This is a genomic window from Sphaerisporangium sp. NPDC049002 (genome assembly GCF_040649355.1).
Taxonomy (GTDB): domain Bacteria; phylum Actinomycetota; class Actinomycetes; order Streptosporangiales; family Streptosporangiaceae; genus Sphaerisporangium.
On record NZ_JBEZFH010000178.1, the window covers coordinates 1 to 16100 of the forward strand.

Annotated in this window: 13 protein-coding genes; 6 read left to right on the forward strand and 7 right to left on the reverse strand. The window is 68.3% G+C overall.

What is annotated here, in order from left to right; genetic code table 11:
- The first annotated feature begins 787 nt into the window (after positions 1–787).
- The 4 genes from AB0B89_RS27710 to AB0B89_RS27725 all read left to right on the forward strand — a co-directional run bounded on the left by AB0B89_RS27710 (position 788) and on the right by AB0B89_RS27725 (position 6693).
- The gene (locus AB0B89_RS27710; RefSeq protein ID WP_358558694.1) at positions 788–1666 is read left to right on the forward strand and encodes a hypothetical protein; all 879 of its coding nucleotides are present in this window, start codon (positions 788–790) and stop codon (positions 1664–1666) included.
- Positions 1667–1930: 264 nt separating this feature from the next.
- Complete coding sequence (locus AB0B89_RS27715) at positions 1931–3589, forward strand: protein kinase (RefSeq protein WP_358558696.1); 1659 nt, start codon at positions 1931–1933, stop codon at positions 3587–3589.
- 61 nt (positions 3590–3650) lie between these two features.
- Positions 3651–4742 carry a tyrosine-type recombinase/integrase gene (locus AB0B89_RS27720; protein ID WP_358558698.1) on the forward strand — a complete coding sequence of 364 codons (1092 nt, stop codon included), beginning with the start codon at positions 3651–3653 and terminating at the stop codon, positions 4740–4742.
- A gap of 289 nt (positions 4743–5031) precedes the next feature.
- Positions 5032–6693 (forward strand): cellulose binding domain-containing protein, encoded by a 1662-nt coding sequence (locus tag AB0B89_RS27725; protein WP_358558700.1) that lies wholly within the window; start codon positions 5032–5034, stop codon positions 6691–6693.
- Positions 6694–6707: 14 nt separating this feature from the next.
- Here the strand turns inward: AB0B89_RS27725 and AB0B89_RS27730 are convergent, their stop codons facing one another.
- From AB0B89_RS27730 to AB0B89_RS27745, 4 genes are all read right to left on the reverse strand, one after another.
- The gene (locus AB0B89_RS27730) at positions 6708–7520 is read right to left on the reverse strand and encodes an alpha/beta hydrolase (protein ID WP_358558702.1); all 813 of its coding nucleotides are present in this window, start codon (positions 7518–7520) and stop codon (positions 6708–6710) included.
- Positions 7521–7545: 25 nt separating this feature from the next.
- Positions 7546–8109, reverse strand: coding sequence for a dihydrofolate reductase family protein (locus AB0B89_RS27735; RefSeq protein ID WP_358558703.1), 564 nt, complete (start codon positions 8107–8109; stop codon positions 7546–7548).
- A 174-nt stretch (positions 8110–8283) separates the two neighbouring features.
- Positions 8284–8901, reverse strand: a complete 618-nt coding sequence (locus AB0B89_RS27740) for a helix-turn-helix domain-containing protein (RefSeq protein WP_358558705.1) — start codon at positions 8899–8901, stop codon at positions 8284–8286.
- 1492 nt (positions 8902–10393) lie between these two features.
- A complete protein-coding gene (locus AB0B89_RS27745; protein WP_358558707.1) occupies positions 10394–10795 on the reverse strand; it encodes a hypothetical protein in 402 nt (133 codons plus the stop codon).
- Positions 10796–11381: 586 nt separating this feature from the next.
- Between AB0B89_RS27745 and AB0B89_RS27750 the strand changes: the two genes are divergently transcribed.
- Entirely contained in the window at positions 11382–11534 is a 153-nt protein-coding gene (locus tag AB0B89_RS27750) for a hypothetical protein (RefSeq protein ID WP_358558709.1), read from the forward strand.
- 387 nt (positions 11535–11921) lie between these two features.
- Complete coding sequence (locus tag AB0B89_RS27755) at positions 11922–13595, forward strand: alkaline phosphatase D family protein (protein WP_358558711.1); 1674 nt, start codon at positions 11922–11924, stop codon at positions 13593–13595.
- Between the two features lie 62 nt (positions 13596–13657).
- On the opposite strand, the gene AB0B89_RS27760 is transcribed toward AB0B89_RS27755, so the two are convergent.
- From AB0B89_RS27760 to AB0B89_RS27770, 3 genes are all read right to left on the reverse strand, one after another.
- The gene (locus tag AB0B89_RS27760) at positions 13658–14524 is read right to left on the reverse strand and encodes an SRPBCC family protein (protein WP_358558713.1); all 867 of its coding nucleotides are present in this window, start codon (positions 14522–14524) and stop codon (positions 13658–13660) included.
- Entirely contained in the window at positions 14517–15074 is a 558-nt protein-coding gene (locus tag AB0B89_RS27765; RefSeq protein WP_358558714.1) for a helix-turn-helix domain-containing protein, read from the reverse strand. Before AB0B89_RS27765 ends, AB0B89_RS27760 begins: the two co-directional genes overlap by 8 nt.
- Before the next feature lie 121 nt (positions 15075–15195).
- A partial coding sequence (locus AB0B89_RS27770; protein WP_358558716.1) for an MFS transporter occupies positions 15196–16100 on the reverse strand: 905 nt, incomplete at its 5' end.

The following is a 16100-nucleotide window of genomic DNA, read 5'->3' on the forward strand; positions in this document are numbered from 1 at the left end:
GGTGACAGGATCCACCGACCGCAACGCCAGCGTCCGGATGCTGGGGTCCTTGTCCTTGACATGGTCGCGGATGCGGTCGCTCAGAGGGGTGGGGGACGGATCGGCTGTCACGCCCCATGACGGCATTTGGTTGTCAGCTCCTCGATTTCTCTTCGGCATGATCGCATCAATGATGGCTGCTAGAGCCTCATGCCGAGGAGCAATCCTCTGTGAAACCAGGAGCCGTTCTGTCAACAAGATGGAAGCCAGGACGACTCCCACGTGCATGGAACCTTCCAAATTCCCCTGCGCTCGCTTGCCCATTCGATTAGAGTCCAACCTGCAGTCGAGTTGTCAGCAAAATATGACGACGTAGGATCCGTCGGAGAGGTTGACGATGGCCGGTAAGCCACAGATGCATTTGCGGAGCGCAGCTCTCTTGCGCGCCCTGATGTCCGGACATCGCAGCCCCAGCGTGGCCGAGTTCGCTCGCCGCGCGGCCCTCACCAGGCAGTGCATCGACGGGTTGCTCAAGCGAGGCACATGCCGTCGCACCACGGCGGACGCCGTCGCGGCGGCAGCGGGCGTACACACTCTCGATCTGTTCGACTTCAGATTGTCAGCAAAATCTGCTGACAATCAAGAAGGCGACAATGCCCGCCGTGCGCGTACCTGATTCGAGAGTCCGTGCTTTTGATCCTCGGACGGGGATCTCGGCGACGGCCGGGATACGTGCTCGACGCTACGTCGGCTAGGCGGCGCCTGGCGCCGTTCCGCAAGTCTCATCCTCAAGAAAAGGAGTCGTCTCTTGACGATGCAAAGAACTCTCGTCACTGGGTTCCTCGCCGCGTCCGCCCTGGTCGTCACCGCGGCTGTGGCCACCACGCCCGCAAGCGCGGCGACCACGGCCGCGGCGCACACGGCCGGGAGCGCTCTCCACGGGAGCGCGTCGAGCCAGGGGGCGCACAGCGGCCCCCGCGAGCACGGCCCGAACGGCCGCGGGTACGGCGGGCGCGGTTTCGCGCACGTCATGCGTGGTCACAGGTGGGACCCGCCCGGCAACCGGTACGTCCTGGGCGGTCGCACCTACGTCCTGCCCGGCTGTCAGTCCATCGTGAACGAGGGCGTGTACATCGCCCCCGGCTGCGCGCAGACCACTCCCGTCTACATCCTGGACGGCCGCCAGTACGCCCTGCCCGGTGACTGGTGCGACCGGCCCACCGGCCTCGGCCTGCCCGGCCGCTGGTACGGCCTGCGTGGTCACCGGTACGACCCTCCGGGCAACCGGTACGTCCTGGGCGGTCGCACCTACGTCCTGCCCGGCTGCCAGTCCATCGTGAACGGGGGCGTGTACGTCGCTCCCGGTTGCGGGCAGACCCGTCCGGTGTACTACGTGGGCGCTCGTCAGTACGACCTGCCGGGTGACTGGTGCGACCAGCCCGTCGGCCTGCCCGGACGCTGGTACGGCCAGCGCGGCGACCACAACGGCGGCGGAAACGGCCACAACAGCGGCGGCAACGGCGGCCAGCACGGCGGTGGCAACGGCGCCGGAAACAACGGCGGCGGCGACCACAACGGTGGCGGCAACAGTGGCGGCCAGGACGGTGGCGGCCAGAACGGTGGCGACCACAACGGTGGCGGCCACAATGGCGGCGGAAACGGTGGTGGCGGGGGCCAGCACCGCTGACGGAGCCCGCGTTAGCCGGTGATGTCGCCGCCGACCGTCCGGATGTCGGTGTGTCCGGACGGTGAACGTCCCCGCAAGCTCGGGGGCGGGGAGGCACACGCCGCGACAGAGCGGCTGCGATGGGGGATCGCAGCCGCTCTCTCCGCCGGTCCTGCCCGGGGACCGTCGGCACCTCCGCGACTCTCCGCGGCATTCGAACGACAAGAGCCTCATCCGCCGGCGACAGACTCCCGGAAGCGGGCTCCTGCGATGAAGGAAGTCACGATGAACGTGCACTGGTGGATCGCGGGCACACTCCTGCTGGCACTGCTCGCGGCATCGGCCTGGCCCCCCTGGCAGAACATCCTGACCCGATACGAGCGACCCCGCCTACTCGGCAGCGTTATCGAGATCGCCCCGGACGACGTCACTCCTTACACCCTCACCAGGGTCACCGCCGGATGGTGTGTCGTACCGGCCGCACAAGGAGACCACATGGACAGCAACACGTGGGACTGGCATGTCCCTGGCTATACCGAGATTCGCGATCTCGGCACGGGCGCGTCAGGACGCGTCGTCATGGCGTGCGACGACATCGGCAGTGTGCTCGTCGCCATCAAATACCTCTCCAGCGACCTCCGCGCCGACCCTGCCTTCATCTCTCGGTTCCGGCACGAGGCTCCTGCGCTCGGACTGCTCGACGGTACGTTCACGGTGCGTTTCCACGAGTACTTCGAGAGCGCCCAAGGCCACGCCGCCGTCGTCATGGAACTGGTGGACGGCGTCTCCCTCCGGACCCTGTTGCGCTCCGAGGAACCGACGGGGCCGGAGGTCGCGCTCGTCCTGCTGAAGAGATCCCTCTCAGGGCTGGCCGCCGCGCACGCCAACGGCATCGTGCACAGGGACGTCAAGCCGGAGAACATCCTCGTGACGGGCGGCGGCGAGAGCAAGCTGGGCGACTTCGGCATCGCCGTCCACTCCGGGGACGGCATCGCCGGGGCCGGCACACCCCCCTACATGGCGCCCGAGCAGTGGTCGGGGTCACCGGCGTCGCCCGCGACCGACCTCTACGCCGCCGGCGTCGTGTTCTTCGAGTGTCTCACCGGCATCAGGCCCTTCCACGCGCGCAGCATCGCGGCGCTCGCCCACCTGCACCAGACCGCCGAACCTCCGATCAGGCAGGTTCCCCCCGCGTTGCGGACCCTTGCCGGGCGCGGCCTGGCCAAGCGGGCCGCGGATCGGCCGGAGAGCGCCGAGGCGTTCCTCGCGGAGCTGGAGTCGGTCGCGCGCGACGGGTACGGCTCCGGCTGGGAGGAGCGCGGCCGACGCAGGCTCGCGAGCCTCACCGGTCTGCTCGCTGACCATGAGCCCTCGCCCCGCGCCTTCCCTGCCGGCGTGACGCCGCCCAGGCCTCGACTCGCGAGGTCACCGGCCTTCAAGATGGCGAGCGGCGTCCTCGGCTGCGCGATGGCCGTCGCCGTGACCACCGTGGTGGTGAGATCGCTCGGCGACACCGACCTCCAGGCGAACACGACCTCGCTCACGCCGCGGTCGCCGTCCTCGGACACCGGACTCGACGGCGGCCCTCCGGATTCCGGCGACCGGGCCGACCTCGGCGGCACGGCCGGCCGGCCCGCGGCGGGCAGCACTCCTCCTGCGGCGGAGGAGGACCTCCCCGGTGGGCTCGACGCCTCGAAGAGACCCGGCACGATGAGGCGTGTCGCGCGGAAGCCGTCGCACGCCTCCATGTCCGATCCGGACAAGTCCCATCCCCTCTGCGCCGACGGGCAGGGGCACCCCAGGACACCCGCGCCGAGTCCCACACCGAACCCGTCACCGGACCCCGCGCCGAGCTCCGTACCGGCGCCCAGCGTGATCATCGCGCCGGCCGAGACGGCGTCGGCGGAACCGACCGCTCTCGCGGGCGATGAAGTCCCCGAGTAGGTGGCCGACCGTCCGCCGGTTCCGGGTCTGGCCGGAACGACCATCGTTGGGAGGGTGAGACATGGTCGAGGACGTACGGCGCGCACTGATGGAGGGGCGGTGGCCGGTGCCTTCGGCGGGGTCTGTGGTCACCGACTGGCCGGCCCGGTTGCCGTTCCACGTCGTGGACGGCGACGGGGAGGAACTCACGCCTGTGAGCGCCTACCTGCGCGATCTGATGCTCGGGAATGCCAGTCCCCTGACGTGCCGAAGCTACGCGTTCGGCCTCCTGCGGTGGTACCGGCTGCTGTGGTGCCTTGAGATCGGCTGGGAGGAGGCGACCCGGGCCGAGGTCGCGACGCTGGTCGCCTGGCTGCGGACCGCACGCGACCCACAGAGGAAACATCGGCGGTCCGAGCCGGGTCCCGCGGGATCGGTGAACCTCAGGACCGGCGAGCCGTCACCGCGAGAGGGGTACGCGCCGAGGACGATCAATCACGCGCTGACCGTCGTTCATGGCTTCTACTCCTTCCATGGCCGGTCCGGAAACGGTCCGGCGACCAACCCGGTTCCCGACTCCGCCCAGCGATGGCAGGTGCTGGCCCCCGGTCAGTCCCTGGAACCGGTCCCGATCGTCCAGCGGGCCCCGCTGCGGCGGCAGGTGGCGGGGCGAGCGCCACGGCCGATCCCCGACACGCTGTGGGACGAGCTTTTCGCGGCGATGGGCGGCGATCGTGATCGCGCTCTGCTGGCGTTCTATGTCAGCACCGGAGCTCGGGTGAGCGAACTTCTCAGGCTGACCTTGGAGGACGTCGACTGGGGCGGTCAGCTCATCTATGTCGTCCCCATGAGAACCAAGCTCCGCCAGCCGATCCCGGCCTCTCCGGACGCCTTCCGCTACCTGGGCCGATATCTGGCGAACGACGGGCTTCCCGCCCCGGGACAGCCGATCTGGCGGAGCCGTCGCGGCGAGTCCCGGCCGATGACGTACTGGGCGATACAACGGGTGCTGCGGCGCGCCAACGAACGGCTGGGCACCACGTGGACCTGGCACGACGTCCATCACACGGCCCTCACCAGGATGGCCGGCGGCGAGCGCCTCACCGCTGCCGAAGCACAGACCAGCGCGTCACGCGAAAAAGTTTCGGGACGAGAGCCGGAACAGACAGGGTAGTCGCCCTTCGACTGCGAAGAGGCGAAACTTTCAAATCCCCGCCTTGTGCATATTCCCTAGTCAAGGCTAATCAGAGCGCCTTTGACTCCGAAATGTTTCAGCTCAATCGTTGACACATTTCATTGGGTTTCTCACACTGGGTGCGGTCGACAAGCGGTGGCCGGAGAAAAGAGCCGAGCGTCGGAGCGGTATCGGGCGCTCTGCACGATCTTGCTCGACGCCTGACGTACTCGGCGTCCGTGAATCATCGATCGGCGTTTCCATCACGCTGCCCGGAAGGAGAGCCCTGATGATCAACAGATTGGGCCGCTCTGAGATCCGTTCGACGGTCGTCGCGCTGGTGGCGGCGGCGACGCTCGCGGCCACTGGAGCGGTATCGGTAGTGGTCGCCGAGGCCGCCGCGCCTCTTGCGGCCGGTGTCGAAGACGACGGTGCCAACTGCGCGGTGCCCGGCCTGCCCGACCAAGGATCCCTGCCCACCAACGCCAAGCTTCCCGATCCCTTCAAGAAGCTGGACGGCACACGCATCTCCACCAAGTCCGACTGGCGGTGCCGGCGGGAAGAGATCAAGAAGCTGGCGGAGAAGTTCGTCTACGGCGAGAAACCCGCGAAGCCGGCGAGTGTCACCGGCACCGTCTCCAGCACCAATATCACGGTGAACGTGTCGAACAACGGCAAGAGCTCCAGCTTCTCGGCGAGCGTCCAACTGCCCAGTGGCACCGGTCCCTTCCCGGCCGTGGTCGTGCTCGGCGGATTCGGCGCCGACACCGCCGCCATCAGAGCGGCCGGTGCCGCCGTCATCAACTACGACCCCTACGCGGTCGGCAAAGAGGGCACGCCACGCAACAACAAGCAAGGCGCGTTCTACAGCATCTACGGCTCCTCCAGCAGCACCGGGCTGCTCATGGCCTGGGCCTGGGGCGTCAGCCGGATCATCGACGTCATCGAACAGTCCAACGGCACCATCCTCAAGGCCGACGCGACCGGCGTCACCGGGTGCTCGCGATTCGGAAAGGGCGCCTTCGTGATCGGGGCGTTCGACCAGCGCATCGCTTTGACCATGCCCATCGAGTCGGGTAGCGCCGGTGTCCCCATCTTCCGCGGGATTCCCGGGGAAGGGGCCCAGAGCCTGAGCAGTGCCTACGGAGAGCAACCATGGCTGGGCGACGCGTTCGGCTCCTTCACGGGCAGCCCCACCAGACTGCCGGTGGACACCCATGAAATGGTCGCCATGGTCGCACCACGAGGACTGTTCATCATGGACAATCCCCACATCGCCAACCTGGGTCCCAAGTCCGCCAGCGTGGCGGCCCTGGGCGGCGCGGAGGTCTACAAGGCGCTCGGCGCGGGAGACAACATCACCTACTGGTCCGACATCCAGGACGGCAACCACTGCGCCAACAGGCCCGAATGGCGGACCCCTCTGCAGCAGACCATCCAGAAGTTCTTGCTGAAGACGGGCAACGCTCCCGGCGCGATCAGGATCTCGTCCAAGGCTCAGGGCAATTTGTCCGAGTGGAGAGACTGGCAGACTCCGGTCCTCAACGACTCCAGCCCGACCCCCACGCCAACCGGCCCCACTCCGACCCCGACCCCGACCCCGACGCCCACCCCGACCATCACCCCGACGCCGACGCCCACCGCGACGCCCGTACCCGGTGGATGCGCGGCCACGATCCAGACGGTGAACTCCTGGTCCGGCGGCTTCCAGTCCACCGTCACCGTCACCGCCGGCGACAGCGCCATCAACGGCTGGACGGTCAACTGGAGCTGGCCCGGATCCCAGGCCATCACCCAGCTGTGGAGCGGCATCCGCTCCGGCTCCGGAGCGAACGTCACCGTCCGCAACGAATCCTGGAACGGCAAGCTCTCCGGCAACGCCGCCACCACCTTCGGCTTCACCGCCAACGGCACCGCCGCCACACCGTCCCTCACCTGCACCGCCTCCTGACCGGCTCTGTGGGCTCAGGCGCGCTCTCCGTCGGCCAAGAAGGCCGTCAGTGCGGGGGCCAGGGCTTCGGCGGCGACATCGTGGGTCTGGTCGGACAGTTCCATCAGGCTCGCCGAGGGGAGAAGGTCGGAGACCGCGCGGGCGGCGTTCACCAGCCAGGGTTCGGTCGCCCCGCCGTACATCACGAGAGTGGGGACGGAGATGGAGGACCAGCGGTCGCGCGGGAGGGGGCGGCCGGTCATCGTGTCCGCCATGAAGCGGCCGTCGTAGGCGAGGGTGGGGGCGACTTTCTGCAGCTCGGGCCAGATCGGAGCGGCCTTCATCCCGGCGACGAACTCCGCGGGGATGCCGCACGGCCCGGTGAAGAACAGCTCCAGGGCCTCGCCACGCCGTCCCTCGGCCAGGTACGCGTCAAGGCGTTCCAGGTAGTCGCCGGGCACGGCCGGGCGGGCGTCGTCGACCACGAACGGGGGCTCGTACAGGGCCAGCCGGGTGATGGGCAGCCCGGCGGCGGCAGCGTCCATGGCCAGCACCGCGCCCGAGGAGAAGCCGCAGACGTTGGCCGTTCCGCCCGACTCGGCGATGAGCGCCGCCAGGTCCTCGATCTCGCGCTCCACGCTGAAGGGGACGGTGTCGCCGCTACCTCCGCGACCCCTGCGGTCGTACGCGTAGACCGTGTGGGTCGCGCCGAGCAGGCCGCCGAGCTGGGCTCCGAGCGAGATGAACTCCCGGTGTCCGGTGGCGCCGTACACGAGGATCAACGGCGTCCCCTCACCGTGCCGTTCGAAGGCGATGGGGGTGCCGTCCTTGGAGGTGATGGTGTTCATGGCTGATCTCCAGGCTTTCTCAGGGTTACTTGGGGACGTAGGTCAGCGCGATCACGCCGGAGTCGAGAGCGCGGCTCTCGGCCAGCTCCAGCGCCGTCTGGTCGGGCGATTCGGGGAACAGGCGCGCACCCGATCCGAGGACGACGGGGAAGACCATGAGCCGCAGCTCGTCCACGAGGCCCCGTTTCAAGAGCTCCTGGGCGAGCGAGCGGCTGCCGTGGACGAAGAGGTGGCGGTCGCCATCCTGGCGTTTGAGCGCCTCGACCTCGCTGGTCAGGTCGCCCTTGAGGAGGGTGGCGTTCCAGTTCAGCGGCTCGCGCAGCGTGCTGGACACCACGTACTTGGGCAGCTCGTTCATGCGGTCGGCGAACTCGCCCGTCACCCCGGGCCAGGCGGCGGCGAACCCCTCGTAGGTGACACGCCCGAGCAGCAGGGCAGAGGTCTCAAGCAGTTCCTTGTAACGGTAGGTGTCATGCTCGGGGGCGAAGCGCTCCAGCACCCAGCCGGCGTGCCGGAAACCCGGCTCTCCCCCCGGAGCCTGCATCACTCCGTCAAGTGAGACGAACTCGGACACGATCAGCTTCCTCATGATGACCTCCTCGTTGAAGACCGGCAGTGGAGGAGCGGGCGAGCCGATCGGCGTTCTCCGTACGGCATCGAACTCCAGCGCTCCAGCCGGAACTCCGTCGAACTGTCGCAGGGCGGTGCCTGGCCGGAGCCGGGCATGATGGCTGCGACTGGGAGGTTAGGCGCGGACAAGCGCTCAGGTCTTGTACAGAAGCGACAGTGGCTCCGACGGATCGCGACCGCTCAACTGCGTGACGTTCCGCCCGATAAAACGGGTCAGCGACCGCGCCAGGTGCGGTTGGTCGAAGTATCCGAGCCGATGGACCAGGTCGTGGGCCGGCACACCCTCCTGGATCAGGACCGTCGCCTGCCTGGCACGATTGATCTGCCGGATCGCGCCGCGGGTGAGTCCGGTCGCCGCCACGAAGCGCCGCTGGATGGTGCGTTCGGACACGTCCGGCGACGCGCCGCCGAGCACGGCGGCGACGATCGGGTCACAGACCAGAACGCCCTCACGCACCAGCCGCCGTACGAACACCTCGGCATTGTCGTAGTCGGGAAGGCGCCAGGCCGAACCCTTCAGCCAGAACGATCTGCGCGTGGCATCGGGGATCTCCGCGAAGCCGTCGACGAGCCGATTGATCGGAAGGTGCGGGATCGAGGTGCCGAGTGAGAACGTGATCCCCAAGAACGTCGCGTCTTCGGGGACGGGGGCCGCGCTCGCCCTCGACTCCGGCCCCTGAACGACCACGTTCACCTGACCGCGGTGCTCCCAGAAGACCAGGTCCCAATGCGCCGTCGCGATCGACGTCATCCGGTCGACGTCATGGCTGCTGCTCCGCCACACCCGCTCTATGTACGGTGAATCGGACGGCCGGCTCTCGACCTCCAAACCCATCCGACTCGTTCCCCTCACGCTATCGGCGCTGTCGGCGCCGCCGAGCAGGCGGCGTGGCACGAGAGACCCCCTACCGCGGCTCGGACCTGACGCCACCCCGCGGAAAGCGGACCACCGGCCGCACCTCCCAGTTCGCTTTCAAACCCTACGTCGGCGACGCCCGTCATTGGCAGTGCTCAGTGCTTCCTGCCTGCGGGCAGTGCGAAACCGAGCCGGGCGGACTCGACTCCTGCGTCGTCAGCGCCTACGCGGTCCTGTTCGCGGGGTTCCTCGTGGTCGGGGGCCGGCAGTCGGACCGGGTCGGGGCCAGGCGGCTGTTCGTCGCGGCCTCGCCCGGAAATCGCCCTAGACCGACAAATTATTTAAAGATCACAATGTTCATGATAAATCGGCGAATCCACGCCAATAGGTCAACAATAACGACCGTGTTTCGCGAAAGCGAGTGGTAGTCGAGCGGATTCATCGGAAACGATCAGGACGGCGGCGCGGACGTGTGTTCGCGCCGCCGTCCTGACTGTTTCCTGACCTCGGCGATGCCGTCGCCACCGGTGAAAAGCGGCCCCTGAATGCGATGATCTCGGTAGGTCGAGAGGCCTGTGCACGAGATGTCCCATGAATTCACGGAATCTACGGAATCTCCGGTGGATTCAGCCGGGAGCTCAAGAAGGGAATTCGAGGTTCATGAAGATCCGAATAGCGTTTGTCGCCACGGCCATCGTGGCCGGGCTGTCGTTCTATGGATCGGCCGCGTCGGCTGACGCGGCTCACTTCACATCGACCGGCTCGGCGACACAGGCCGAGGCCGCCACTACGTCCACGAGTTCCGCGTCGGAGCTCGCGTGCTCGCGAGTCGGATGCGGCGACGTGACGTGTCCGCCGGGTTACACCTGCGTGTACTCGCCCAAGCAGTGCTTCACGACGCCCTGCCCGCAGTACGACTGCGTCCCCATCAACGGCGGAACCCCCAGCGGCTGGCCGTACCCGCCGAACTACGTGGTCAACCCGTACCCGTACCCGTATCAATATCCGTATCCGTACACCTACCCGTACCCGCGTCCGCGCCCGTACCCATACCCGCATCCGTACCCGCACCCGCGTCCCGGCCCTCACCCTGGGCCCCACCCCGGCCCGCGTCCTCTGCACCAGGAGCCCGTCCAGGCTGGGCTGGGCGGCCCGGCACCGGTGATCGCCGGTCAGATCCCCGGGCTCGGCGCCCAGGCACCGAGCCCGAATCTGGGAACGGGACCGCTTACCAACGGACCCCTTGGGCGCTAGCCCTTAGGTGATCGAGCATTCTTGACGCCGGTACCGTCGGCCACCCGGCCGGCCGTACCGGCTGACACGCGAAAAGGCGACGCTGCCACGGGCCGAAGTCCGGGGAGCGCCGCCTTTCTCGCTATGACGCGAGTCAGAGGCCGAGGCCAAGACCCAGGCCGAGGCCGAGGCCGAGGCCGCGGCCGCCGCCGCCGCCCACGCCGACTCCGTACCCGACGCCGCCGCCGTACCCGCTGCCGTAACCGGCGCCGTAGCCGTAGCCGCCGCCGTAACCGGCGCCGTACCCGAGACCGTAGCCGCCGCCGTACCCGAGGCCGTACCCGAGGCCGTACCCGGCGCCGTAGCCGAGGCCGTAGCCCCCGCCGAGGCCGTAGCCCCCGCCGAGGCCGCACCCGGCACCGACGACCGCGGGAACGATCGCGGTGGGAACGACGGCCGGGCCACAGGGGCAGCAGTCGGCCTTGGCGCTCTTGGCGATCTTCGCTGGCTTGGCCGCGTCGGCGGAGGCCATGGCGGCGGGAGCGATGACGGCCATGCCAGCGCATGCCGAAATGACCAGAAGACGGCGAATCATGTGTGACTTCTCCCTGTACGAATCATCGCCGCAGATGTCCACTCACAGACCTTCCGCTCAGCGATGATTACTGAATGTGACCGCTCAGAGAGTACCCAATGGCTGAACACGGATAAGGGCGGAGAACAGTCAGACAGCGGCAATGATTATGAGCACACGATCAAATGATTCTGAGTTAACAGCAATGTCGATCCGTACGTTTTACACCGGATCCGTACCTGCATTTTTGCCCGGTCCAAGGGATGCGGACCCACCCGCTCGATGACCTGAGCGGGCAGGACACCCTGGGGCGTACGGGAGGTCACCTCGGCGGCGCGGACTTTGCCTGGGCGGACGGCCACGAGGTGTGGACCAGTCCTCCGCTCTTCACCAGGCGATGGATTTTTCGGACGACAGCCGTTAATCGCCATCCGGCCATCCGAGTTCGTGTGACGCGGCCCACATAACACGCCGGCATGTTTAGGGCGGTCTCGTGGGGCACGTTCCCCGGCGTTCAAGGTGCCATCGCACGTTCCGATTTCCCGCCCCAGCAGAGGGGGTAACACCGATGGAAGCACGTCAGCCGTCGTCCAAGCTGCGAGACATCGCGAGCGGTAGCCGCTCGTACGAACCTCTGGCCTCCCGCAACGAGATCCGCGAAATGGCGTCGGGATGGGGCCCGGGGGACACCAACGAGCGGAAATGGCCCTACAAGGGCTAGCCCGAGCTTCTTCCTGGCAGGGAAGCCGTCCCCGGCGGCCGGATCCTCGTCATGAGCGGGAGCCGGCCGCCGCTCCATGCCCAGACCTACCGCCGCTCCGTGCCCAGACATATCAGTAAAGAACTGCAGGTCATATCGAGAAACATGCCGTGCGGCCAGGCGCGCGATACCGACCGGAGAACACCGGTAACGTGCGTTTACCTGGGTCCGCGCCCTTGCTCCGCAGGTGACGGCGGTGCATTACAAGCGCGATGGTAGGAAATTGCCGGAATGGGCGTCCTAGATGGAATATGTCGCCTTTTTCATGACTTGTGGTGTTAACCGAGGAGTCATGATCGTTGGCGAGGCTACGAGCGTCCCACACCGTTGATCGCCTTGGGAGCTCCCGTGTCGCACCTCGACCGAAGATCGTTCCTCGTGACAGGACTGGCCGCCGGCGCTGTCGCCACCATCCCCGCGACCACCGCACTCGCCGAACCCGACCCCGCCGCCGAGACCGCGCAGAGCCTGGCCGGAAGGGGCCTGCGCACCGACCCGTTCACGCTCGGCGTCGCCTCCGGCGATCCCGACCCCACCGGCTTCGTCATCTGGACACGCCTGGCCCCGCAACCGCTCGCCGAGGACGGCCTCGGCGGCATGCCCTCGCGCCCGTTCCCCGTGCTGTGGCAGGTGTACGCCGACGCGCGGTGCCGGCGCGTGGTGCGCGCGGGTGTGGCGGTGGCCGCGCCCGAATGGGGTCACAGCGTCCACGTGGAGGTGGACGGCCTGTCCCCCGACCGCGAGTACTGGTACCGCTTCCGCGTCGGACCATACGTCTCGCCCGCGGGCCGGACCAGGACCGCGCCGCACCCGCAGTCCTACGTCGGGGCGCTGGCCATGGCCTTCGTCTCGTGCGCCCAGTATGAGCACGGGTACTTCACCTCGTACCGGCGCCTGGCGGAGGACCGCCCGGACCTCGTCCTGCACCTGGGCGACTACCAGTACGAGTACACCAAGAACACCTACACCATCCCCGGCGGCAACGTCCGCGACCACGAGGGCCCCGAGACCGAGACGCTGGCCGGCTACCGGCAGCGGCACGCGCAGTACAAGGCCGACCCCGACCTGCAGGCCGCGCACGCCGCGGCGCCCTGGCTGGTCGTCTGGGACGACCACGAGGTGGACAACAACTGGGCCGACGAGGTGCCCGAGAAGCCCGAGCCGAACTTCCTCGCCCGCCGCGAGGCCGCCTTCCGCGCGTACTACGAGAACATGCCCCTGCGCCGCGCCTCCATCCCGCGCGGCATCGACATGCAGCTCTACCGGCGGATCCGGTGGGGGCGGCTGGCCACCTTCCACATGCTCGACACCCGGCAGTACCGCGACGACCAGGGGTGCGGCGACGGCTACGACGACTGCCCGGCGGCCGTGGACCCGGCCCGCTCGATCACCGGGGCCGCGCAGGAGGAGTGGCTGCTGAACGGCTTCCGCGAGTCCCGCGCCCAGTGGGACATCATCGGCCAGCAGGTCTTCTTCGCGCAGCGCGACAACAACGCCGGGCCCGCCAAGGTGACCAGCCAGGACGCCTGGGACGGCTACGTCGCCTCCCGTCAGCGGATCACCCAGGGATGGGTGGACGCGAAGGTGCGCAACCCCGTCGTGCTCACCGGCGACGTCCACGCGCACTGGGCCAGTGACCTGAAACTCGACTACGACGACCCGACCGGGCCCTCGGTCGGATCGGAGCTGGTCGCCACCTCGATCAGCACCGGCGGCAACGGAGCGGACTCCGACCCGGCCGCGCACCCGTACCTCGCCATCAACCCGCACCTGAAGTTCTACAACAACCAGCGGGGCTACGTGATGACGAAGATCGAGCGCGACCTCATGACCGCCGACTTCCGGGTGCTGCCGCACGTCCAGACGCCCGGGTCCGAGGCGTACACCAGGGCCACCTTCGTCATCGAGGACCGGGTGCCCGGCGTGCGGCAGACCTACCTGCGCCCGCTCGACCCCTCGCTCCGTACGGCCCAACCGATCACCGTCGAGGAGACCGTGGAGCTGGAGACCACGCGCCCCTGACCTGCACACAGCTCAGCGGATCCCCCGGCGCTCGCCGGGGGATCCGCCCTGCGGGGCGGCGGTCAGCCGGTCGCCGCGGCCCCTTCGGGAGCGTCATTGTCGAGCCAGATCGGGCTCCAGTCGCTCAGCTCGTGGTAGCGGCGCAGCTCGGCCATCCCGCTGAGCCAGCCCATCCAGCCCGCGTAGGGAGGGCGCTCGGTGTCGAACCCGCTCTGGATGAAGGTGAGCCGCGTCCCTCCGCCGGAGTCCTCCAGCTCCCAGGTCGTGATGCCGGTCTCCGCCCAGTCGGTGGACAGCCTGCGCCCGGGATCGAGGTCGATGATCTTCGCGGCTTGACCGGCCTCGAAGCCTCCCATGGCGAAGCGCCCGCCGACGTACGGCTCGATCTCGACGCGGTAGCCGAACCACCTGGTGACCTGCTCGGAGTCGACGAGCGAGCCGAACACCGCCTCGCGTGGGGCGTCGATGGACGACCACCCTCGTAGCTCTGAAGAGGTGAAGTCGCACTTCGGCGTGAGCTCTCGGCCTTCCAGATAATCGACGAGGTTGGCGGTGGCCAGGTACCAGAACGTCTGCAGGACGCCTCGAATGGTCCTGCCGGTCATCGCGTCCTGCAAGTCGAAGTGGCTCTGGGACAGCGTCAGGATGGTCGATCCGGAACTCTCCTCCGAAAGGCGGATCTCCGTGGTGGTTTCCTCACCGCCCAGCAGCCAGGAGAACCGCAGCGTGGTGTCGTCGACGTGGAGCAGGCGCTGCCGGCCCCGCTCGCCGTCGGGGGTGTAGCGTCCCCAGAACTCGTACCGGTGGGGCAGGTCGACCTCGGCGTGCTCGGCCAGCCAGGTACGCAGCGCCTGGGGGTCGGTCAGCGCGTAATGGACCTCCTTGAGTGGCACGGCCACCCGGGCGCGCAGCGTCATCGGTTCACTCACGGGGCTCTCCCTTGGGGTAACAGGCCACGGCCAGCTTGAACGCGTCGCCTTCGGCGCCGCCGTAGCGGGTGAAAAGGTCTTGCAGCGTGCTCCGCAGATCGTTGAGGAACTCCTGGCGGCGCTCGGGCGGCACGCGGATCTCCCCCGACACCCCCACAGAGGGCAACTCGGGCCGGGCGCGGTCGAGCCCGGCGATGTCGGCCTGGACCTCCTCCATCAGGTCAAGGAGGTAGCCGAGGCTCAGCTCGTCCCGCGTCGCGCGCAGGCCGATGCGGCCGACCAGGCCCGGCGACAGCCAGTACGAACGGGCGCCGGCCTGATAGATGCCCTCGTTGATGCCGCGCACCCGGCGCTCGGACACCTGCTCCACCAGGCTCGCCTCCACCAGGCGCTTGACGTGGTAGTAGACGCGCTGCGGCGTCTGCTCCAGCCGTGCCGCCACCTCACCGCACGTGCGCGGCTCGGCGAGCTGCCGCAACACCTCTATGCGCTGCGGCTTGAGCAGGGCTTCGGCCTGCTCGATCTGTTCCAGGTACAGGATGTCTCTCATCGCAAAAACAATTTTGTACGTAAACCAGATTTTTGTCAAAGGTCTGCCGCGCACACGGCAGGAGCCGGGCCGCCACGGGTGGTTCCGTGGCTGCCCGGCTCCTGTTGGGGGGTGAGGGGGATCAGTCGATGGCGGTCAGGACGGGGTGGTCGTCCTTGGCGGGAGCGTGGTCGTTGTGGGTGGTGGTCACGGCGGCCGGGGTGGGCTGGTGGGCGGGTGCGGTCTGGTCGGTGACGGAGGTGGGCTCCTCGTCGGTGGGCTGGTCGGGGGTGGTGGGCTGGTTGGTGTTGCGCAGGATGGTGGCGGAGATGACGGCCAGGGCGATGAAGATGGCGGCGCCGACGGCGGCGACGGTGTTGAGGCCGGTGGTGTAGGCGGTCTGGGCCGTGGTGACCAGGTCGGTGGCGAGTCGCCCGGTGAGGTTCTGGGCGGTGGCCAGGGCGGCGGTGATGCTCTCTGTGGCGGTGTGGGCGGCGGTGGCGGGCAGGTTCGCGGGCAGGTCGCCGGCGAGGTCGGTGCGGTAGACGAAGGTGGCCAGGCTGCCCAGGGCGGCGACACCCATGGCGACGCCGAACTCGCCGCTGGTCTGGCTGATGGAGGCGACCGAGCCGGCCTTGTGCGGGGGTACGGCGCCCATGACGAGGTTCATGGTCAGGGACATGGGGAAGGCGATGCCGAAGGAGGCGAGGACCAGGCCGGTGATGAGGTAGGGCAGGCCACCGGTGACGGGGACCTGGGTGTGGATGATCAGGCCGGCCGCGGCCACGATCAGACCGGCGGCGATGACGTAGGCGGGGCGGATGGCGCGGGCCAGGGCGGGGGCGGCCATGGAGCCGACGACCATGGCGATGTTCTGGGGAAGGAGCCACAGGCCGGCGTTCATCGGGCCGAGGCCCTGGACCGTTTGCAGGTAGAGGCTGGACAGCAGGGTGGTGCCGGCCATGACGATGCCGGCCAGGAGCCCGACGCCCATGGCGGAGCTGAAGAACCGGTTGGCGAACAGCCGCACGTCCAGCAGGGGGCTTT

Coding starts and splice junctions, on each gene's coding strand:
- AB0B89_RS27730 (WP_358558702.1), bottom strand. CDS start 7,520: ATGAACACCATCACCTCCAAGGACGGCACCCCCATCGCCTTCGAACGG.
- AB0B89_RS27715 (WP_358558696.1), top strand. CDS start 1,931: ATGAACGTGCACTGGTGGATCGCGGGCACACTCCTGCTGGCACTGCTC.
- AB0B89_RS27740 (WP_358558705.1), bottom strand. CDS start 8,901: ATGACGTCGATCGCGACGGCGCATTGGGACCTGGTCTTCTGGGAGCAC.
- AB0B89_RS27745 (WP_358558707.1), bottom strand. CDS start 10,795: ATGGCCGTCATCGCTCCCGCCGCCATGGCCTCCGCCGACGCGGCCAAG.
- AB0B89_RS27725 (WP_358558700.1), top strand. CDS start 5,032: ATGATCAACAGATTGGGCCGCTCTGAGATCCGTTCGACGGTCGTCGCG.
- AB0B89_RS27735 (WP_358558703.1), bottom strand. CDS start 8,109: ATGAGGAAGCTGATCGTGTCCGAGTTCGTCTCACTTGACGGAGTGATG.
- AB0B89_RS27720 (WP_358558698.1), top strand. CDS start 3,651: ATGGTCGAGGACGTACGGCGCGCACTGATGGAGGGGCGGTGGCCGGTG.
- AB0B89_RS27765 (WP_358558714.1), bottom strand. CDS start 15,074: ATGAGAGACATCCTGTACCTGGAACAGATCGAGCAGGCCGAAGCCCTG.
- AB0B89_RS27750 (WP_358558709.1), top strand. CDS start 11,382: ATGGAAGCACGTCAGCCGTCGTCCAAGCTGCGAGACATCGCGAGCGGT.